General features: G+C 31.0%; 19 protein-coding genes. 15 read left to right on the forward strand and 4 right to left on the reverse strand.

The window, feature by feature from the left end; genetic code table 11:
- Window positions 1–18: 18 nt before the first annotated feature.
- On the reverse strand, window positions 19–693 hold the full coding sequence (locus tag ABDZ69_RS03725; RefSeq protein WP_343766742.1) for a uracil-DNA glycosylase: 675 nt from the start codon (window positions 691–693) through the stop codon (window positions 19–21).
- A gap of 102 nt (window positions 694–795) precedes the next feature.
- Entirely contained in the window at window positions 796–1,986 is a 1,191-nt protein-coding gene (locus ABDZ69_RS03730; protein WP_343766745.1) for a coenzyme F420-0:L-glutamate ligase, read from the reverse strand.
- Window positions 1,987–2,120: 134 nt separating this feature from the next.
- Between ABDZ69_RS03730 and ABDZ69_RS03735 the strand changes: the two genes are divergently transcribed.
- The 15 genes from ABDZ69_RS03735 to ABDZ69_RS03805 all read left to right on the forward strand — a co-directional run bounded on the left by ABDZ69_RS03735 (window position 2,121) and on the right by ABDZ69_RS03805 (window position 15,433).
- The gene (locus tag ABDZ69_RS03735) at window positions 2,121–3,005 is read left to right on the forward strand and encodes a LysR family transcriptional regulator (protein ID WP_343766747.1); all 885 of its coding nucleotides are present in this window, start codon (window positions 2,121–2,123) and stop codon (window positions 3,003–3,005) included.
- A gap of 107 nt (window positions 3,006–3,112) precedes the next feature.
- A complete protein-coding gene (locus ABDZ69_RS03740) occupies window positions 3,113–3,877 on the forward strand; it encodes a MerR family transcriptional regulator (protein WP_343766749.1) in 765 nt (254 codons plus the stop codon).
- 51 nt (window positions 3,878–3,928) lie between these two features.
- Window positions 3,929–4,660, forward strand: a complete 732-nt coding sequence (locus ABDZ69_RS03745) for an ABC transporter ATP-binding protein (protein WP_343766752.1) — start codon at window positions 3,929–3,931, stop codon at window positions 4,658–4,660.
- On the forward strand, window positions 4,647–5,390 hold the full coding sequence (locus tag ABDZ69_RS03750; protein WP_343769575.1) for an ABC transporter permease: 744 nt from the start codon (window positions 4,647–4,649) through the stop codon (window positions 5,388–5,390). Before ABDZ69_RS03745 ends, ABDZ69_RS03750 begins: the two co-directional genes overlap by 14 nt.
- A gap of 1 nt (window position 5,391) precedes the next feature.
- Entirely contained in the window at window positions 5,392–5,517 is a 126-nt protein-coding gene (locus ABDZ69_RS03755) for a hypothetical protein (RefSeq protein ID WP_343766754.1), read from the forward strand.
- A gap of 162 nt (window positions 5,518–5,679) precedes the next feature.
- Complete coding sequence (locus ABDZ69_RS03760) at window positions 5,680–7,074, forward strand: L,D-transpeptidase family protein (protein ID WP_343766757.1); 1,395 nt, start codon at window positions 5,680–5,682, stop codon at window positions 7,072–7,074.
- A gap of 114 nt (window positions 7,075–7,188) precedes the next feature.
- Window positions 7,189–7,659 carry a GNAT family N-acetyltransferase gene (locus ABDZ69_RS03765; protein ID WP_343766759.1) on the forward strand — a complete coding sequence of 157 codons (471 nt, stop codon included), beginning with the start codon at window positions 7,189–7,191 and terminating at the stop codon, window positions 7,657–7,659.
- A 167-nt stretch (window positions 7,660–7,826) separates the two neighbouring features.
- Complete coding sequence (locus ABDZ69_RS03770) at window positions 7,827–8,507, forward strand: glycosyltransferase family 2 protein (RefSeq protein ID WP_343766762.1); 681 nt, start codon at window positions 7,827–7,829, stop codon at window positions 8,505–8,507.
- A 17-nt stretch (window positions 8,508–8,524) separates the two neighbouring features.
- Entirely contained in the window at window positions 8,525–8,872 is a 348-nt protein-coding gene (locus tag ABDZ69_RS03775; protein WP_343766764.1) for a DUF2304 domain-containing protein, read from the forward strand.
- Window positions 8,869–9,216 carry an EamA family transporter gene (locus ABDZ69_RS03780; protein ID WP_343766766.1) on the forward strand — a complete coding sequence of 116 codons (348 nt, stop codon included), beginning with the start codon at window positions 8,869–8,871 and terminating at the stop codon, window positions 9,214–9,216. Before ABDZ69_RS03775 ends, ABDZ69_RS03780 begins: the two co-directional genes overlap by 4 nt.
- Before the next feature lie 10 nt (window positions 9,217–9,226).
- Window positions 9,227–10,456: an ArnT family glycosyltransferase gene (locus tag ABDZ69_RS03785; RefSeq protein ID WP_343766768.1), complete on the forward strand. Its 1,230-nt coding sequence runs from the start codon at window positions 9,227–9,229 to the stop codon at window positions 10,454–10,456.
- A 1-nt stretch (window position 10,457) separates the two neighbouring features.
- Entirely contained in the window at window positions 10,458–11,153 is a 696-nt protein-coding gene (locus tag ABDZ69_RS03790; protein ID WP_343766771.1) for a response regulator transcription factor, read from the forward strand.
- Window positions 11,146–12,450, forward strand: coding sequence for a sensor histidine kinase (locus ABDZ69_RS03795; protein WP_343766772.1), 1,305 nt, complete (start codon window positions 11,146–11,148; stop codon window positions 12,448–12,450). The genes ABDZ69_RS03790 and ABDZ69_RS03795 overlap by 8 nt, the downstream gene beginning before the upstream one ends.
- Before the next feature lie 112 nt (window positions 12,451–12,562).
- Window positions 12,563–13,786 carry an arginine deiminase gene (gene arcA / locus ABDZ69_RS03800; RefSeq protein ID WP_343769577.1) on the forward strand — a complete coding sequence of 408 codons (1,224 nt, stop codon included), beginning with the start codon at window positions 12,563–12,565 and terminating at the stop codon, window positions 13,784–13,786.
- Window positions 13,787–14,248: 462 nt separating this feature from the next.
- The gene (locus tag ABDZ69_RS03805; protein WP_343766774.1) at window positions 14,249–15,433 is read left to right on the forward strand and encodes a bis-aminopropyl spermidine synthase family protein; all 1,185 of its coding nucleotides are present in this window, start codon (window positions 14,249–14,251) and stop codon (window positions 15,431–15,433) included.
- Window positions 15,434–15,472: 39 nt separating this feature from the next.
- Here the strand turns inward: ABDZ69_RS03805 and ABDZ69_RS03810 are convergent, their stop codons facing one another.
- Window positions 15,473–16,570: a GIY-YIG nuclease family protein gene (locus tag ABDZ69_RS03810; RefSeq protein WP_343766777.1), complete on the reverse strand. Its 1,098-nt coding sequence runs from the start codon at window positions 16,568–16,570 to the stop codon at window positions 15,473–15,475.
- Window positions 16,571–16,606: 36 nt separating this feature from the next.
- On the reverse strand, window positions 16,607–17,470 hold the full coding sequence (locus tag ABDZ69_RS03815) for an AraC family transcriptional regulator (RefSeq protein WP_343766780.1): 864 nt from the start codon (window positions 17,468–17,470) through the stop codon (window positions 16,607–16,609).
- Window positions 17,471–17,478: the final 8 nt, after the last annotated feature.

The following is a 17,478-nucleotide window of genomic DNA, read 5'->3' on the forward strand; positions in this document are numbered from 1 at the left end:
GTATCCATCCTTTATAGTTTATATATTTTCAATTTGCCAATCTATAGCTTCTTTGCCCGTTGAGGTAAGAAAATTATTGGCTTTAGAAAAAGGTTTACTTCCGAAGAAACCTCTATGGGCAGATAATGGGCTTGGATGAACAGATTTTATTATATAATGATTTGGATTGTTTATTATATTAAGTTTTGATTGAGCATTACTTCCCCATAATATGAAAACTATAGGATCTTCTCTATAATTTAATAAACTAATTATTTTATCGGTAAATTGTTCCCAGCCCATAGATTTATGAGAGTTCGCTTGCCCTGCTCTAACAGTTAAAACAGTATTAAGAAGCATGATTCCCTGATCAGTCCATTTCTTTAAGTGACCATTATTAGGGATATAACAACCTAAATCACTATTAAGTTCTTTATAGATATTAATAAGAGAAGGTGGAGCTGGTACACCTGGTTTTACAGAAAAACTTAAACCGTGTGCTTGATTAGGGCCATGATAGGGGTCTTGCCCTAATATAACTACTTTCACATCTTTATACGGCGTATAGTGTAGAGCGTTAAATATATCATACATATTTGGATATATAGTTTTTGATTTATATTCGTTTATTAAAAACTGTCTAAGCTTTAAATAGTAATCTTTTTTAAATTCGTCTTCTAATAAATTTTGCCAATCATTTTTTAATATTTGCATAAAATCACCCTAATAAATTATATCATATAAAATTTGTGAATCAAATTCTGTAGATAATAGAAAAGAGAATAGGTAATGCTATACTCTATTCTCTATAATTTATTATTTTGTATAATTATCGAAATAACCTTGAATGAATATAATAGGTGTACCTTTATCTCCACTTCCTGAAGTTAAGTCAGAAAGGGATCCTATAAGGTCAGTAAGTTGTCTTGGAGTTGTACCTTGTGATTCCATAGCTCCTACAAGGTCGGACTCTTTATTTGTAATATATTCTGAAATAGCTTTTTTAAGTTCTTCTCCTCTTAAATTAGCAAAGTTATTATCTGCAAGGTATTTTAATTTAACTTCGCTAGGTGTACCATCAAGTCCTGGTGTGTAAGCAGGTGATACAACAGGGTCAGCTAACTCCCAAATCTTGCCTACTGGATCTTTGAAAGCTCCGTCTCCATAAACCATAACTTCTACAGTTTTACCGGTTTTTTCCTTGATTTCAGCTTGTATTGAGTCAACTACAGGTTGACAATTACGTGGGAAAAGCTTAACGCTTTGTTCTGTTGCTTTATTTGAACCTAAAAGACCATAGTTATCGTTATATCCACTTCCATCAATAGGTGTAGATAAAATATCGTCAAGACCATAAACTTTCTCTGCACCATTTGCTTTTAATATTCTTTTTGTTCTAAATCTTGAGTGAATATCACAAGTAAGAACGCTCTTTGTATAATCTAAAATAGTTTTTGGATTGTTTGAGAAGATAACTTCACATTCAACACCGTATTCTTCAACTAAAGATTTATAATAATCAATGTAGTCCACACCTGTAAAAGTATGCTTGTTATATCCAAAGTGACCACGGAATTCTTCTTCTGTTAAAACATCTGTCCAAGGATTTACTCCCTTTTCATCAAGCATATCTATAGATACTAAATGATTTCCAACTTCATCAGATGGATAACTGAACATTAAAACAATTTTCTTAGCGCCTTTTGCAATACCACGAAGGCAAATAGCAAAGCGGTTACGGCTTAATATTGGAAATATTACTCCAATAGTATCATCACCAAATTTTCCTTTAACATCGGCAGCAATATTATCAATTGTTGCATAGTTTCCTTGTGAACGAGCAACTACAGATTCTGTTACAGTAACAATGTCTTTATCGTTAATTGAAAATCCTTCTACTTCTGAAGCTTTTAATACGCTATTTACAACTATTTCTGCTATATTATCTCCCTGGTTGATAATTGGGGCACGTAGACCTCTTACGACAGTTCCAACTACTCTTTCCATGTTATCTCTCCTTAATTTTTAAAAATTACATTAAGTGCATAATTTATGCTTTGCACTTTATACTTGAAGTATACACTATTTTTATGGTATAAGTAAAATAAATAGTTTTAATAATATATATAAGGAGTGCTTATATGATAAACAAATTAGATTTATATAAAGTGTTTTGTGAGGTAGGCAAATGTGAAAGTTTTTCAAAAGCGGCAAAAGAGCTTTACATGACACAGCCTGCTGTAAGTCAATCTATAATGCAGCTTGAAATGGAATTAGATATACGTCTTTTTACGAGAACAGCTAAGGGAGCGACTCTTACTAATGAAGGTAAGCTTTTATTTGAATATGCAAATTCTGCAATAAATTTAATTAGTGCAGGGGAAAAGAAGCTTTTAGAATCTAGAAATTTAATGTTGGGAGAGTTAAAAATAGGGGTAGGAGATACTATTTCCAGATATTTTTTACTGCCATACCTTGAAGAATTTCATAATCAGTATCCCAATATTAAGCTGAAGATTGTAAACAAAACTAGCTTAGAACTTTGCCCTATGTTAAAGTCGGGAGAAATTGATATTGCAATTTGTAATTTTCCTATTGAAGATTCCTCTTTAGAAATAAGGAAGTGCATAGATGTGCAAGATATTTTTGTTTGTGGAGAAAGTTATAAAAATAAATTGTCTGCACCTTTAAACTTTGAAGATTTAGTAAATTTTCCACTAATACTATTGGATCCAAAGTCAAATTCTAGGCAGTATGTAGAAAAACACATCTTATCAAAAGGGGTTAAAATCACGCCAGAGATTGAACTCGGTTCCCACGACTTATTATTAGAATTTGCAAAAATTAATTTGGGCATAGCCTGTGTTGTTAAAGAGTTTTCTAAAGAATATTTGGAAAAGGGTATATTACACGAATTACAGATGAGTGAGGAAATACCTAAAAGAAGTATGGGGTATTGCTTTTTAAAGAGTGTTTCGCTATCCCCTGCATCTACTAGGTTTATTGAGATATTAGAGGGAAGATAAGGAGTATTTAGAATTAGGTGTGGCGAACCATATCATAAATAAAACTCTCCATTATATCACCAGACTTACTATAAGTGTTATGATAATAACATGGAGGTGCAAATAGTATGGATAAGATATATAAAACAGCAGAAGTAGCTAAAAGAGTTGGGGTACATTCCAACACTGTACGCTTGTACGAAAAGCTTGAATTAATGCCAAAGGTGAATAGATTACCAAATGGTTATAGAGTATTTACTGACTATCATATAGAGCAGTTTAACCTTGCTAGAACTGCCTTTAAAGTAGAGGTTCTACAAAATGGACTTAGAAAGAAGATAATCAATGTCGTTAAGCTATCGGCCAAGGGGGAGCTTCAAGAAGCAATTAACTGTACAAATGATTATATAAATCAGATAAAGCAAGAGCGAAAAAATGCAGAGGAAGCCATAGAGCTTTCAAAGAAGCTTTTATTAGGGGTAGATGCTAAAGATAATTATATATTTTTTACAAGAAAGCAAACTGCAGACTATCTTCAAGTCACAATGGACACATTAAGAAATTGGGAGATGAATGGTTTACTTACTGTTAAGAGAAAGCAAAATGGATATCGAGTTTATACTGAAAGTGATATTAATAGATTGAAAATAATACGTACCTTACGTTGTGCGAACTATTCCCTTTCAGCAATTTTAAGAATGATTAATGCCATATCAGAAAGTAAGGAAATTGATATTAGAGAGGTAATCAATAAACCAAAAGAGAATGAGGACATTGTTACAGCATGTGATAAGCTTCTTACTTCCTTAAGTGATGCAGAAAAAAATGCAAATAGTATATTGAAGCAATTAGAATTTATGAAAAACAAATTTAATACAAACTCTACACTTTAACACCAGACTTTGAGATGGTGTTATTCTTTTATTAAAAGGGGGGAATAACACATGGAAGTAATAAAAGTTCATAATCTTTATAAATCTTATGGGGATGTTCAAGTGGTGAAGGATGTTAGTTTAACGGTAAAGAAAGGTGAGGTATTTGGATTGCTAGGGGCCAATGGAGCAGGGAAAAGTACTACCATAGAGTGTATTTTAGGTACAAAGAATTTTGATTATGGGCAGGTATCTATCCTAGATATGAATCCTCAAAAAGAAAGAAAACAGCTATTTCAGAAAGTTGGGGTTCAGTTTCAAGAATCTAATTATCAAGATAAGATTACAGTGAAAGAGTTGTGTGAAATAACTGAAGTTCTTTATAAAAATCCATTAGATTTCAATAAATTATTAGAGCAATTTAACCTTCAAGATAAGGTTGAAAATCTAGTAAGCGAACTATCAGGAGGTGAAAAGCAACGATTATTTATTATCTTAGCGTTAATTCCGAGTCCAGAGGTAGTATTCCTAGACGAGCTCACAACAGGGCTAGATGTAAAGGCTAGAAGAGATGTGTGGAAGTGCTTATTAAATTTAAAGAAGCAAGGACTCACAATCTTTTTAACATCTCATTTCATGGATGAGATTGAAGCTTTGTGCGATAAAATATGTATTTTAAAAAATGGGGTAATAGATTTTTATGGAACAGTTGAAGAAGCAGTAGCACTGAGTCCATATGAAAAATTTGAGGATGCTTACTTATGGTTTGTAGATGAGGAGGAATTGGATGATGAAAGTATTTAGAACAATGTTAAAAACTGAATTAAAGTTATCACTAAGAGGCATGGATATGTTCATATTTGCAATTTGTATGCCAGTGTTGGTAACTGTTATTTTAGGTATTATTTACAGCAATAAACCCGCATTTCATGGAGTGGATTTTACATTTATGGAACAATCCTTTGCAGCTGTATCAACCATTGCAATATGTGCAGGTGGCGTCATGGGGTTACCATTAGTATTATCTGAGTATCGTCATAGAAAGATATTAAAAAGATTTAGAGTAACACCAGTTAGCCCAGTTATGATTTTAGTAGTTCAAGGAGTAATCTATGCTTTATATGCTATTGTTTCATTAATACTGGTTTATTTAACCGCAAAAATATTTTTCAAGTTTCAATTTAGAGGTTCATGGATAAACTTTTTAGGAGCATATACATTGGTAATGGCATCAATGTTCAGCATTGGATTTATGGTGGGGGGAATAGCGAAAAATATTAAAATGGCAGGTGTTATTGCCAGTATTCTATACTTTCCTATGCTTATATTCTCAGGAGCAACATTACCATATGAAGTTATGCCAACAGCGCTTCAAAAAGTGGCAGATATATTACCCTTAACTCAGGGGATAAAGCTTTTAAAAAGTGCATCACTTAATTTAAGCATAGATAATAAAATACTACCAATTTTAGTTGTAAGTATACTTGCTGTGATATGTACTGGGGTATCTATTAAGTTTTTTAGGTGGGAGTAATTTGAAACTTATAAATAAATTCTTGAAAGCAGGAATCATAGAGAATGGGGTTGTAGAAGCAACAGAGTTGGGAATTTCTCAAGGTTCAATAATTTCAGCAACTCTAGCAAATATATATTTGATTTAACAAATCAAAAGCTCAATGGGCATTATTAATACTATGGGATTAGAGATAATTCATAAGTTGTGGTTTTTTATATATTATTTACATATTAAGTTTTAAAATCAAAAATACAAACATATTATAGATTAGTTAATATGTTGTATTTTTGATGAAAGGTATAATCAGATGAAGAGTATTAATATAAAAAATCTTTTTAAGAGTGAGGTTACAGGAAATGTTATTATTTTAATAGCTTCAATTGTACTAATATATTTACTTATTTCATTATACTTTGTTAATCATTTCTTTTTTAATACAACAATAAATGGAGTTAATGTCTCATTAAAAGCACATAATAATGTAAATCATGTAATTATAAGTTATGTTAAAGATTATAAGCTACAGTTGATTGAAAGAAATGGAGAAATAGAAGAAATAATAGGACAAGATATTGAAATGGAGTACAGTGAAAAAAATAGTATTTCTAAAATTTATCAAATGCAAAATTCATTTAAATGGATAAGTTCATTATTAAAGAAGGAGAAATATTATGTAGATGATTTATTTGTTTATAATAAAGATAATTTAACAAATAAAATAAATGAATTAAATTGTTTAAATAAAGATATTATAGAACCCCAAAATGTAAGTTTTAAGTATTCAAATGGTTCATATGAAGCGATTGAAGAAGTATATGGAAATAAGATATATAAAAATAAATTAAATGAAGCAATAGAAATGAATATCTTAAAAGGAGAAAGGAAATTAGATTTAAATGAAAATCTTTGTTATGAAAATCCAAAGTACATATTAAGTTCTGATAAAACTCATGAAACTAAGAGTTTACTAAATAAGCATGTGGGAGCAAAAATCACCTATATATTTGGAAGTGAAAACGAAATATTAGATGGAAATATAATAAATCAATGGCTTAGTGTTAATGAAAATTTAGAAGTAGTAATAAATGAAAAAGCAGTTTTGGAATATGTACAAGGATTGGGTAAAAAATATGATACAGCTGGAGCAACAAGAAATTTTAAAACATCCATAGGTAAAATATTAGAAGTTAAGGGCGGATTTTATGGATGGAAAATTAACTCAGCTGTTGAAACAAAAGCATTATTAAAAAATATAAAACTGGGTGAAGTGCTTGAAAAAGAGCCTATATATACTCAAAAGGCTTTATATAGGGGAGAAGATGAAATAGGAAATACTTATGTAGAAATTAATATAACAAGACAACATTTATGGTTTTATAAAGATGGAAAACTTATAACTCAAGGTGACGTAGTAACAGGTAATCCTAATAAAGGAAATTCTACTAAAGTTGGAATCTATATGCTTAATTATAAACAAAAAGGATCAACTTTGAGAGGACCAAATTATGAAGCTGAAGTAACTTATTGGATGCCTTTTAACGGAAATATAGGATTACATGATGCAAGCTGGAGACATTCTTTTGGAGGCAATATATACAAAAGAAATGGAACCCATGGATGTGTAAATGCTCCATTATATTTAGCTAAAACAATTTATGAGAATATAGAAGAGGGAACCCCAATTATTTGTTATGAAGAATAATGGTATAAAATGGTTAAATGTGCTATAATTTTAAACATTACAATTATAGCACATTTAATTTTTACGCTTTTGTAATTAAAGAGGAAGTAAAGATTATATTTAAGGGGGAGAATTATGATAGAGCTACGAAAAATCACAGATGATAATTTTGATGAATGTATTAAATTAGAACCAAAAGAAGAACAAAAAAGTTATGTTGCAAGTAATATAAGTAGCCTTGCAGAGGCGTATGTTGCTTTAACTAATAATGAGTGCATTCCTATGCCTTATGCCATATATGACAATGACATCATGGTAGGCTTTATAATGTTATCATATAATGAAGCAAGTGAGAATGACGATGAAAATTCTTATTGGGTGTGCAGATTAATGATTGACAAAGTATATCAGGGCAAAGGTTATGCTAAGGAAGCTATGGCAAAGGCAATTGAATTGATTAGGACCTTCCCCTATGGAAAAGCTTCGAAAGTTACCCTTTCTTATGAACCAGAGAATGTGGTAGCAAAGAGGCTTTACGCATCTTTGGGTTTTGTGGAAACAGGCAAGATTGAATATGGTGAATTGGTAGCGAAACTGTCTTTGTAGAAGTTATAAAAAATTTACGTTAGAATTCTAGGCTCTATGCATTAAAGCATAGGGCTTTTTTATTATTACGAGTATCTTTCGAAATTCTTCATAATTTATAAGGAAGTTCTTTAAAAATATGTTTTAGAATAAAATTATGAAAAATCTTAGAGGGGAGGTAGTGTTATATGAAGGTAATGGTTGTAATACCTGCCTACAATGAAGAAAAAAATATTTTTAAGGTTGTTCAAGGAGTAAAAGACCACTATCCAGAGGTTGATATTGTGGTAATCAACGATGGTTCAAGGGATAACACTGGACTTGAAGCTGAAAGGGCAGGGGCATTTGTTATAAATCTTACACAAAACCTTGGTATTGGAGGGGCTGTGCAGACTGGATATATTTATGCAAACAGAAAGGACTATGATGTAGTAATACAAATTGATGGAGACGGACAGCACAATCCAAAAGACCTTTCCAAGATGATTGACGCAATTGCGAAAGATGAGGTGGATATGGTTATAGGTTCAAGATTTGTTAAGAAAACTGATTATGAATCAAGCAGTATAAGAAAGGTTGGAATCAATTTCCTCTCAAGGTTTGTATCTTTTGTATGCAAAAGGGATTTCTATGATACCACCTCTGGCTACAGGGCAGTTAATAAAAAGGTTATTGAGCTTTTTTTATGGTATTATCCCAGGGATTATCCAGAAGTGGAAACAATAGTATATGCTTTAAAAAGGGGAGTAAGAATTAAGGAAGTTTCTGTAGATATGGATAAAAGACAGGGAGGAAAATCATCTATAACGCCATTAAAATCAGTCTATTATATGATTAAAGTTACTTGTGCAATTTTACTTCAACCATAATGAAATGAGGTGTTCTTATGAATCCATATATATATTGTCTAGTGCTTTCGGCTTTGTTTTTATCAGGGACATTATACTTCGTTAAGAAAAGAGTACTTGATTTTAAGTACAGCATGTTTTGGATTTTAACAAGCTTGGTACTGATTGTCCTTTCGCTTAATAAGGATCTTACTGAAAATATGGCAAGAGCTGTTAGTATCTCTTATCCGCCAGCCTTTTTATTTGTAACGGGTATTGTATTCATTTTCTTTTTAATATTTTATTTAAACCTTGTTATATCCAAAATGCAAAACAAAATTACACTGCTCGTTCAGGAAATAGGTATATTAAAAAGCTGCGGCAGTGAAGGAGAATGCAAAAAATGATATACATTTTACTTTCGATAAATATAATACTTCTTGTTGCAGGGCAAACCCTGTGGAAAATGGGATTAACAAAAATTGAGTTAAAATTTACCATACAGCATATTGTGAAGATGTTTTTTGATCCCTATATTTTTGGAGGATTAATTATATACGGTGCAGCCACAGTGATATGGCTGTATATTTTATCAAGGAGTGAACTGTCCCTTGTATATCCCCTACAGAGTCTTTGCTATGTGGTAGCAGCAGTAGTGGCTGTTTTAATATTTAAAGAGAATATACCACTTACAAGATGGGTGGGAATTGGACTTATAGTTCTTGGAGCATATTTTGTATCTATTAAATAGGAGTGATTATATGTTTAGCATTAGGAAAGAAGATAAATGGATAAAAATCAGTCTTATGATTATTTTATCGCTGTTTTTTATATTAAATCTCTACTCGGTTTTGAAATATGGAAATTTAAACTATCTTGGGAGCTTTGAGAAATTTGATAACGATGATGTAAAATACATAAGAAGTGCCTGGGAACTTATTGATAGTGGACACTTTATATATCATAAGGTTGATGAACCAACGGTTTTTATAATGCCTGGGTTAATTTATACCCTTGCTTTTTTTATGAAGCTATTTGGAAAGTTTGGTGGGATTACAGCCTTTAGAGTTTTTCAGGCTGTAATTCAAGTGGGGTCAATGTATTTTTTATTTCTCATTGGAAGAAAAGTATTTAACAGCAGGGTGGCACTTATTGGATGCATATTAAATGCATTATATGTTGTTGAATACTACGCACCAACATTGATATTAACTGAAATTATTTTTAAGTTTCTACTCTTGGTTCTAATATATGTTTCCATTTGTGCCGTTGAAGAAAAAAATATGATGTTGTATACTATAGGAGGGGTTGTTTGGGGGCTTGGATGCCTTGTCAGGCCAACAATTGCAGCTTACCCAATAGTTATTCTTATAATGTGGATAATTAAAAAATACACCATTAATGAAATGGTAAAATATACAATAGTTACAACACTTGTATTTTCATTAATAATGGGACCCTGGTGGATTAGAAACTATATTGCATTTGATCGATTCATACCCCTTACCATGTCGTCAGGAAACCCCTTTCTTCAGGGAACCTATGTAAATTACAATCATGAGAATGAATATACCACCTATGAGCTAGGAAAAACAGTTATAGAAACGAATCAAAATGAAATAAATGCAGGGTTATACAGACTTAAAACCTATGGAAGAAAAGAGCCCTTAAAATATATTTATTGGTATACCATAGGAAAGTCATGGTATCTTTGGAACTCCCCTTTCTATTGGAAAAGTGTCTTCGGAGTATCCTTCAACGCTGTAACAATATACCATTACATAGTTCTTTTACTTGGAATAATTTCAACCATAGTTTTATTTAAGAAAAGAGAGAAGAAGTTTATATTTTTGTTTTTAACAATATTGTTTTTTAATCTTATATATTTACCCTACTTTACCTTTTCAAGATATTCCTACCCAATAATGCCAATAGTTTGCATTATAGGTGGTTTTGGAGTATATGAAGTTCTAGTTAAAAGGAGGTTGTGATTTGGATAAGCAGCGAATTTTAATAGTTGATGATGAAGAAGATATTAGAGATTTACTGGAAATATACCTTATTAATGAGGGATATGAGGTTGTTAAGGTTGCTGATGGCTTTGAAGCACTTGAGGTTCTTGAAGGGAAAGAGATTAATTTGATAATACTTGATATAATGATGCCTAAAATGGATGGAATTCAGGCCTGTATGAAAATAAGGAAGGAAAAAAATGTTCCTATAATAATGCTCTCTGCGAAAAGTGAGGATATTGACAAAATACTTGGTTTAAATACAGGTGCGGATGATTATGTAACAAAGCCTTTTAATCCACTTGAGATTGTTGCGAGAGTTAAGTCCCAGCTTAGAAGGTGCACCATGATGAGTACACCCAAAGAAATAAAATCCGATGAGGAAATCGAAATAAGCGGACTTGTAATAAACACTGCAACCCATCAGGTTAGGGTTGATGAAAGAGAAATAAGGCTTACTCCAACTGAATTTTCAATTCTTGAGGTTTTGGCAAGAAATAAGGGAAGAGTTTTAAGTACAGAGGTAATATATGAGAGGGTTTGGAATGAGCCCGCCTATGAATCTGAAAATACTGTTGCAGTTCATATAAGAAACATAAGGGAGAAGATAGAGATAAATCCTAAGGAACCAAGATACATAAAGGTTGTATGGGGGGTAGGCTATAAAGTTGAGTAGTAATAACGAATCAGAAAAGGTCATTGTATTGAAGGGAAAAACATTAAAGATAATATCATTGATAATAAGGCTTTTTATAAGTCTTATTATAGCTTTTATAGGGCAAAGCTTGTTGGTATCTTTATTAAACATATACTATTACCCAATCTTACGTAGTTGGCCATATTTTAATAACTACACACTAATTGGACTCACCATATTTATAGTATGTTTCTTTTTAGGAACTAAAATAAAGAGTATAGGAAATATTTTTACTGCCATATATAAATTTAATATGAAATACATGATGAGAAGCATAGGCATTGAAGTTTTTGTAGCTAATCTCACAAGCCTCATTGCAGCAGGAGTAGTGTATTTTACTTCTTTTAACATTAGTTTTGGAAACAATATTGCAGCAGTACTTTGGGCTGTGCCAGCATATATTTTAGTTTTTCATTTCTTAACCAGGAAAAAGATTAAATACGTAAAGGAAATTACAGATGGTATACAGGAGATTTCAAAAGGCAACCTTGACTTTAAAGTAGCTGAAAAGGGAAATGATGAATTTAAGATTCTTGCAAAAAATATAAACAGGATGTCAGTGGAACTTAAAAACAAGATTGAGGATGAAAGAAAGGCTGAGCAAACGAAAAATGAGCTTATTACCAATGTGTCCCATGATTTGAAGACTCCTCTTACAACAATTATAGGATACCTGACACTTGTTAAGGATAAAAAGTATGATAGTGAAAAAAATATGGATGACTACATTGAAAGAGCCTATTCAAAGTCCTTGAGACTAAAAAAGCTTATTGAGGATTTATTTGAGTACACTAAAATTACCAACGGAGTTATAAAGGTTAATAAAACCAATGTTAACCTGGTTGAGCTTATGGAGCAACTCATCGGAGAAATGTCTGTTTTAGCAAAGGAGAACAATTTATCCATTGAAAGGGATTATTCCAGTGCTGAAATATATGTGAATGTTGATTCGGATCTAATGGCGAGAACCTTTGAAAATATACTTTCAAATTCAATCAAGTATAGTTATAAAGAATTAAATGGAAAAATAAAGGTTACTATAAAACAAGATGGGGATCATGTGACTTTGTCAATTGAAAATCAGGGCGACACAATTCCAACTGAAATGCTGCCGTTGTTATTTGAAAGATTTTATAGAGTTGATAAATCAAGAAATTCAAAGATATTAGGTTCCGGTCTCGGACTTGCAATTGCAAAAAGTATTGTAGAGCTTCATGGTGGAACTATCAATGCAGAGTCTGAGGCCAATAGAGTTAAAATAAATGTTATTTTATAAATAATATCCAATGATAAATGGAGCATAGGTACTGTTAATTTATTTAGTGGAATAATGTAACTTTAATAAGGAAAAACTATGGTTTAGAATTCATATGGAAAGGATGAATAATATGTCTTCAAACCATAGTATTTTTGTTTATAATGAAATTGGAAAATTAAAATCCGTTCTTCTTCATTGTCCAGGTGAAGAAATAGAAAACATAGTACCAGATTACCTAAGAAGACTTTTGTTTGATGAAATTGCATATTTAGATCAGGCCCGCAGAGAACATAATCAATTTGCGGATATTCTGAGAAATGAAGGAGTAGAGGTTATATATCTTACAGATCTAATGGCAGAGGTTTTAGAGGATGCAGAAGTTAGGAAAGAATTTTTAAAGGAATTCATGGAGGAAGGAAAAGTTGTAACAGGAGGGCTTCAAGAGGCTATAATAGAGTTTTTAGACCCTTATTCCCCAAAGGAATTTATAAAGAAATGTATAGCGGGAGTTAGAAAAGAAGAACTTAAACATATAAAGCCTAAATCATTGGGTGATATGGTTAAAAATCCGTATCCTTTTTATTTAGATCCTATTCCTAATATGTATTTCCAAAGAGATCCCTTTGCTTCTATTGGAAATGGAATTTCCCTAAATGTTATGGCTAATGAAACCAGAAATAGAGAAACTATATTTGCAAAGTATATTTTTAAATATCATCCTAGATTTAAAGGTGTACCTAGATGGTACAACAGAGATAAAACTCACCCAATTGAAGGGGGAGATATTTTGGTTCTTTCTGACAAAGTTTTAGCTGTAGGAATTAGTGATAGAACTGAACCGATAGCTATCGAAAGGTTAGCTTACAATCTTTTAAGCTCCCAGGAAAGTTTTGAAACTGTTTTAGCTTTTGATATTCCAAAGACAAGGGCCTTTATGCATTTAGATACAGTATTTACTATGGTTGATTATGATAAGTTTACTATATACCCAGGCATAGAAGCTCCTCTAGACGTATATAGTATTACCAAAGGGAAAAATAATGAAATTAGTATTAAATATGAGCAGGATGATTTATCCAATACATTAAAAAAATACTTAAACTTACCGGCGGTAAATTTAATCAGGTGCGGAGATGGAGATAGTATTGCAGCTAGCAGAGAACAGTGGAATGATGGAAGTAATACCCTAGCTATTTCACCAGGGAAGGTTGTTTGCTATAATCGTAATCGTGTAACAAATGAAGCTTTAAGGAGAAATAATATAGAGGTGCTAGAATTTGAATCCTATGAATTATCACGAGGACGAGGAGGGCCAAGATGCATGAGTATGCCTTTGGTTAGAGAAAATCCATAATAAAGATATTCTTGAAAATTTGTGAAAACTCTTGTATGATATAGATTATAATCAAAATAATTTAGAATTAACATAAGGGGAGTGCTTTATGAGTACGGTAGTTCTTAACTAACCAACTAAATAGTTGTTTCTTAAAAAATTTAAAGCCTGAATATTTTAGGTTTATTTGTTGATAAATTTTTTAAGAGTAAGTTAAGACACGGATAGCATTCAACCTTATTGATATACGTTAATAGACCGTGCTTTTGCACGGTATTTTTATGTTTAAATATAGTATTTAGTCTATATTTTTATAACTATTAGATATATACTAAAGGATTAAAAGGCTGTGGTGATTTTGTGTTGCTATGGCCTTTATATTTTTCTATTCATGTCCTAGCTTACTTTTAGTTGGTTGGTACAAATGTATATATTATTCAAGGAAAATAGAAAAGAGTTATATAAATATGGAGGGAATTAAAATTGAATAATAAATATGAATGGGACTACCTACAGCAAGTAAGTGAAAATGTTAATATAGAGGATGGAAAACAGTGTATAGAAAAAGTGTTGATAAACATTTATTTTAAAGAAGGCATTTCTACTAAGGAGTTGGCAAGAAATAATTTACTACCAATTCCTATAATTACAGCAATTAAAAAGGAATTCATTAAATATGGATTATTAGTACAGTATAAGGGGATAAGGCTTACAACAAAAGGCAAATCTTTTATGGAAGACGAGCTAGGATTTAAAGGATTAAACAAAAATTTATATGCGAAATTGTTATCAGAACCTTGGGAGGAACACGAGGAAATTCTTGATATAAAAGAAGAAGTAAGTGAAATATTTATAAAGCGACCTCAGGCTAATGTGATAATAGATCAATCTAAATGTACTGTTGACACTGCTGTTCGAAGGGCAGTGTTGGCACTTACAAATTCCGTATTAATAAATAAGAAAATTTTATGCATAGGTGACGATGACTTAGTGAGTATAGCCATAGGATTTTTATTGAAAAAATTGTTTGTTGATATAAAGTATTGTAAAACAACGATTTGCGTAATGGATATTGATGAAAGGATTCTTAATTATATTCAAGGAGTAGCTGATAAAGAGAATTTACCTATTAAATGTTATCATACAAATTTTAAGCTACCATTATCAAAAGAATTTAAGGAAGGTTTTGATTGCTTTTTTACTGACCCACCCTATACTCTTCAAGGAATGAACTTATTTATGTCTAGAGGAATTGAAGCTTTAAAAAAGGAGAAGGGTATGCCAATTTTTCTTTCATACGCTCATAAATCACCAGAGTTTGATTTTACAATGCAAAAGAGTTTTATAAATATGGGACTTATGATTTCAAAAATCTTAAGTGCATTTAATAGCTATGAGGGAGCAGGTATAATTGGAAATACAGGACAAATGATTATTCTTAAAACTACTAGTAAAAGCAAACCATTAATAGAAAGTTCTTATAATGGATTAATTTACACAGGGGAATTTAAGATTACAGTTCGACAGTATAAATGTAAAGAATGTGGTGAAATAACTAAAGTAGGTATATCAGAGAATATCAAAACCATAGAAGAACTAAAAGAAAGAGGTTGTGGTAAATGTAATACATCCATATTTAAAATTTGTGAAAAAACAAAAATAGTTTAAAGTAATTGAAGCATCACTATACAAGGCTGCAACAAAGGGCTAAAAACCTTTTGTTACAGCCTTTATATTTAGAAGTTTATTAATTTCGTTATTAAAATCTACATCATTTATATTTTCTAGCCATTTTTCAGAAATTATAATATGTTTGCAGTTATTAGCTTGGCTTTTTAAGTAAGTATATATTATCTGGGCTTCATCTAGCTCCTCTTTTCCTAATTCTTTTGGATCTTCTTCATACTTCTGGTTAAAGTAAAATACAATGTTATCTTTTAAAGTTCTTTTTAGTCTTTCTAAATCTTTTAAAGCATAGTGCTCTCTGAAAAGAATTTTATTTCCTTTGATAAGAAAAAATTTAATATTATCATTGCTTAGAGGTTCAAGTAAAGCTATGTTTTTATTTTCCACTGAGAATTCTAGAACTTTAACTTTGCTTGTTAAGTAATTTACTGCGCTTAAATAATCTCTATATTTAATAGCCTTTTCAAAATCAAATTTTTCTGATGCAGTATTCATATTGAGTTCTAGTTCTTCAACAATGCTTTTATCACTTCCATTAAGTAGGCCTAGTATTTTATTAAATATATGGAAGCACTTTTCCTTAGAATCATTACCCAAACACATGCCAATGCACAAGCCTAAGGAGTAGTTTAAGCAAGAGGAAGCTTTTTTAGAATTATTATTACATTGTATTTTGCAACATTCCTTTATTCCTTCAATGGCTCTTTCTACTGTGTTTTTATGTGTGTATGGTCCAAAATAAAAACCTTCACTGTTTTTGTTATACTCTATTGATAGATCGATATAAGGATGTTTTTCATTGAACTTTGCTTTTAAGTAGCAATAAGATTTAGGGCTTTTCATTTGTCTATTGTACATGGGTTTTATCTGTTGTATTAATTTGCATTCTAACATAAAGGCTTCAAATTCCGTGTCAGTAATTATGTAATCAAAGTCTTTTAGATTTTTAACTAACTTTAAAACCTTAGGAGAATGGGACTTTGAGTTTTGAAAATAAGATGAAACTCTATTTTTTAAGTTTTTTGATTTACCCACATAAATTATGCTGTTAAGAGAATCTTTCATAAGATATACCCCAGGGCAAGAAGGAAGTTTTTTAATTTTTTCTTTTAAGTCCATACTATCTCCTCCTAGAAATATAATAAGATATATCAGTTATATATTGTATTTATAGTATTGCTTAGGGGACAGTTGAAATTCCTTTTTAAAGGCTCTTACAAAGCTAGAATAATCTCCAAAGCCACAAAGGGAGCAAACTTCTCCAGCAGCAATGCCACTTTTTATAAGATCTGAGGCCTTTAAAAGCCTCTTTTTTTGTATATAGTTATACAAAGTATAACCTGTTTCTTCTTTGAATAAATGCATCAAATAATATTTATTTAGATAAACTTTTTTTGAAAGAATATCTATAGATAAATCCTTATCAAGACTTGAATTTATAAAATTCAAAATATGTTCTATCCTAGGGTCGTATTTAATGTCATCTATGTTTTTGTTAATATCCATTCCAAGAAATAATCTATTTATTTTTACCATGAACTGAAGGAATAAAGAATTTCTTAATATACTACTACCAAACGCTCTATCATGTATGGAGTCTTCAAGATCGTCTAAGTTTTGTTTTAATAAGTTTATCTGGTTTTTGTTTACTCTAATAAGATTGAGCTTTCTTTCATATGCCAATTGGAAACAGCTTAGAAGATCACAATTATTTTTATTATGTTCTTCTAAAAATAATGGGTTTAACCAAAGTATCATTCTTTCATAAGGAGCGGTTGGGCTTATTATTGGGAGATGAAGATCATTTTTGCCAACTAATAATATATCCCAAGGCTTTAGTTTATAAGACTTTCCTTCAATTATGTATGTTACTTCTCCTGATATAAAAATAATTATTTTATTAAAATCGTGGTAGTGAAATTCAATTTCATTTTTTTTCTGGTCCTTTAGATTAAAGAAAAGAAAATCTTCGTTAAGATAACCTCTTTTTATCTTTCCTATAGAAACATTATCGTCCATACAAACAC

It is taken from the genome of Clostridium malenominatum, from assembly GCF_039521365.1.
Taxonomy (GTDB): domain Bacteria; phylum Bacillota; class Clostridia; order Clostridiales; family Clostridiaceae; genus Clostridium_AW; species Clostridium_AW malenominatum.

Excerpts from the sequence above, each read along its gene's own strand:
- ABDZ69_RS03725 (WP_343766742.1), bottom strand. The coding sequence starts at position 693 with ATGCAAATATTAAAAAATGATTGGCAAAATTTATTAGAAGACGAATTT.
- ABDZ69_RS03730 (WP_343766745.1), bottom strand. The coding sequence starts at position 1,986 with ATGGAAAGAGTAGTTGGAACTGTCGTAAGAGGTCTACGTGCCCCAATT.
- ABDZ69_RS03735 (WP_343766747.1), top strand. The coding sequence starts at position 2,121 with ATGATAAACAAATTAGATTTATATAAAGTGTTTTGTGAGGTAGGCAAA.
- ABDZ69_RS03740 (WP_343766749.1), top strand. The coding sequence starts at position 3,113 with ATGGATAAGATATATAAAACAGCAGAAGTAGCTAAAAGAGTTGGGGTA.
- ABDZ69_RS03745 (WP_343766752.1), top strand. The coding sequence starts at position 3,929 with ATGGAAGTAATAAAAGTTCATAATCTTTATAAATCTTATGGGGATGTT.
- ABDZ69_RS03750 (WP_343769575.1), top strand. The coding sequence starts at position 4,647 with ATGAAAGTATTTAGAACAATGTTAAAAACTGAATTAAAGTTATCACTA.
- ABDZ69_RS03760 (WP_343766757.1), top strand. The coding sequence starts at position 5,680 with ATGAAGAGTATTAATATAAAAAATCTTTTTAAGAGTGAGGTTACAGGA.
- ABDZ69_RS03765 (WP_343766759.1), top strand. The coding sequence starts at position 7,189 with ATGATAGAGCTACGAAAAATCACAGATGATAATTTTGATGAATGTATT.
- ABDZ69_RS03770 (WP_343766762.1), top strand. The coding sequence starts at position 7,827 with ATGAAGGTAATGGTTGTAATACCTGCCTACAATGAAGAAAAAAATATT.
- ABDZ69_RS03775 (WP_343766764.1), top strand. The coding sequence starts at position 8,525 with ATGAATCCATATATATATTGTCTAGTGCTTTCGGCTTTGTTTTTATCA.
- ABDZ69_RS03780 (WP_343766766.1), top strand. The coding sequence starts at position 8,869 with ATGATATACATTTTACTTTCGATAAATATAATACTTCTTGTTGCAGGG.
- ABDZ69_RS03785 (WP_343766768.1), top strand. The coding sequence starts at position 9,227 with ATGTTTAGCATTAGGAAAGAAGATAAATGGATAAAAATCAGTCTTATG.
- arcA (WP_343769577.1), top strand. The coding sequence starts at position 12,563 with ATGTCTTCAAACCATAGTATTTTTGTTTATAATGAAATTGGAAAATTA.
- ABDZ69_RS03810 (WP_343766777.1), bottom strand. The coding sequence starts at position 16,570 with ATGGACTTAAAAGAAAAAATTAAAAAACTTCCTTCTTGCCCTGGGGTA.
- ABDZ69_RS03815 (WP_343766780.1), bottom strand. The coding sequence starts at position 17,470 with ATGGACGATAATGTTTCTATAGGAAAGATAAAAAGAGGTTATCTTAAC.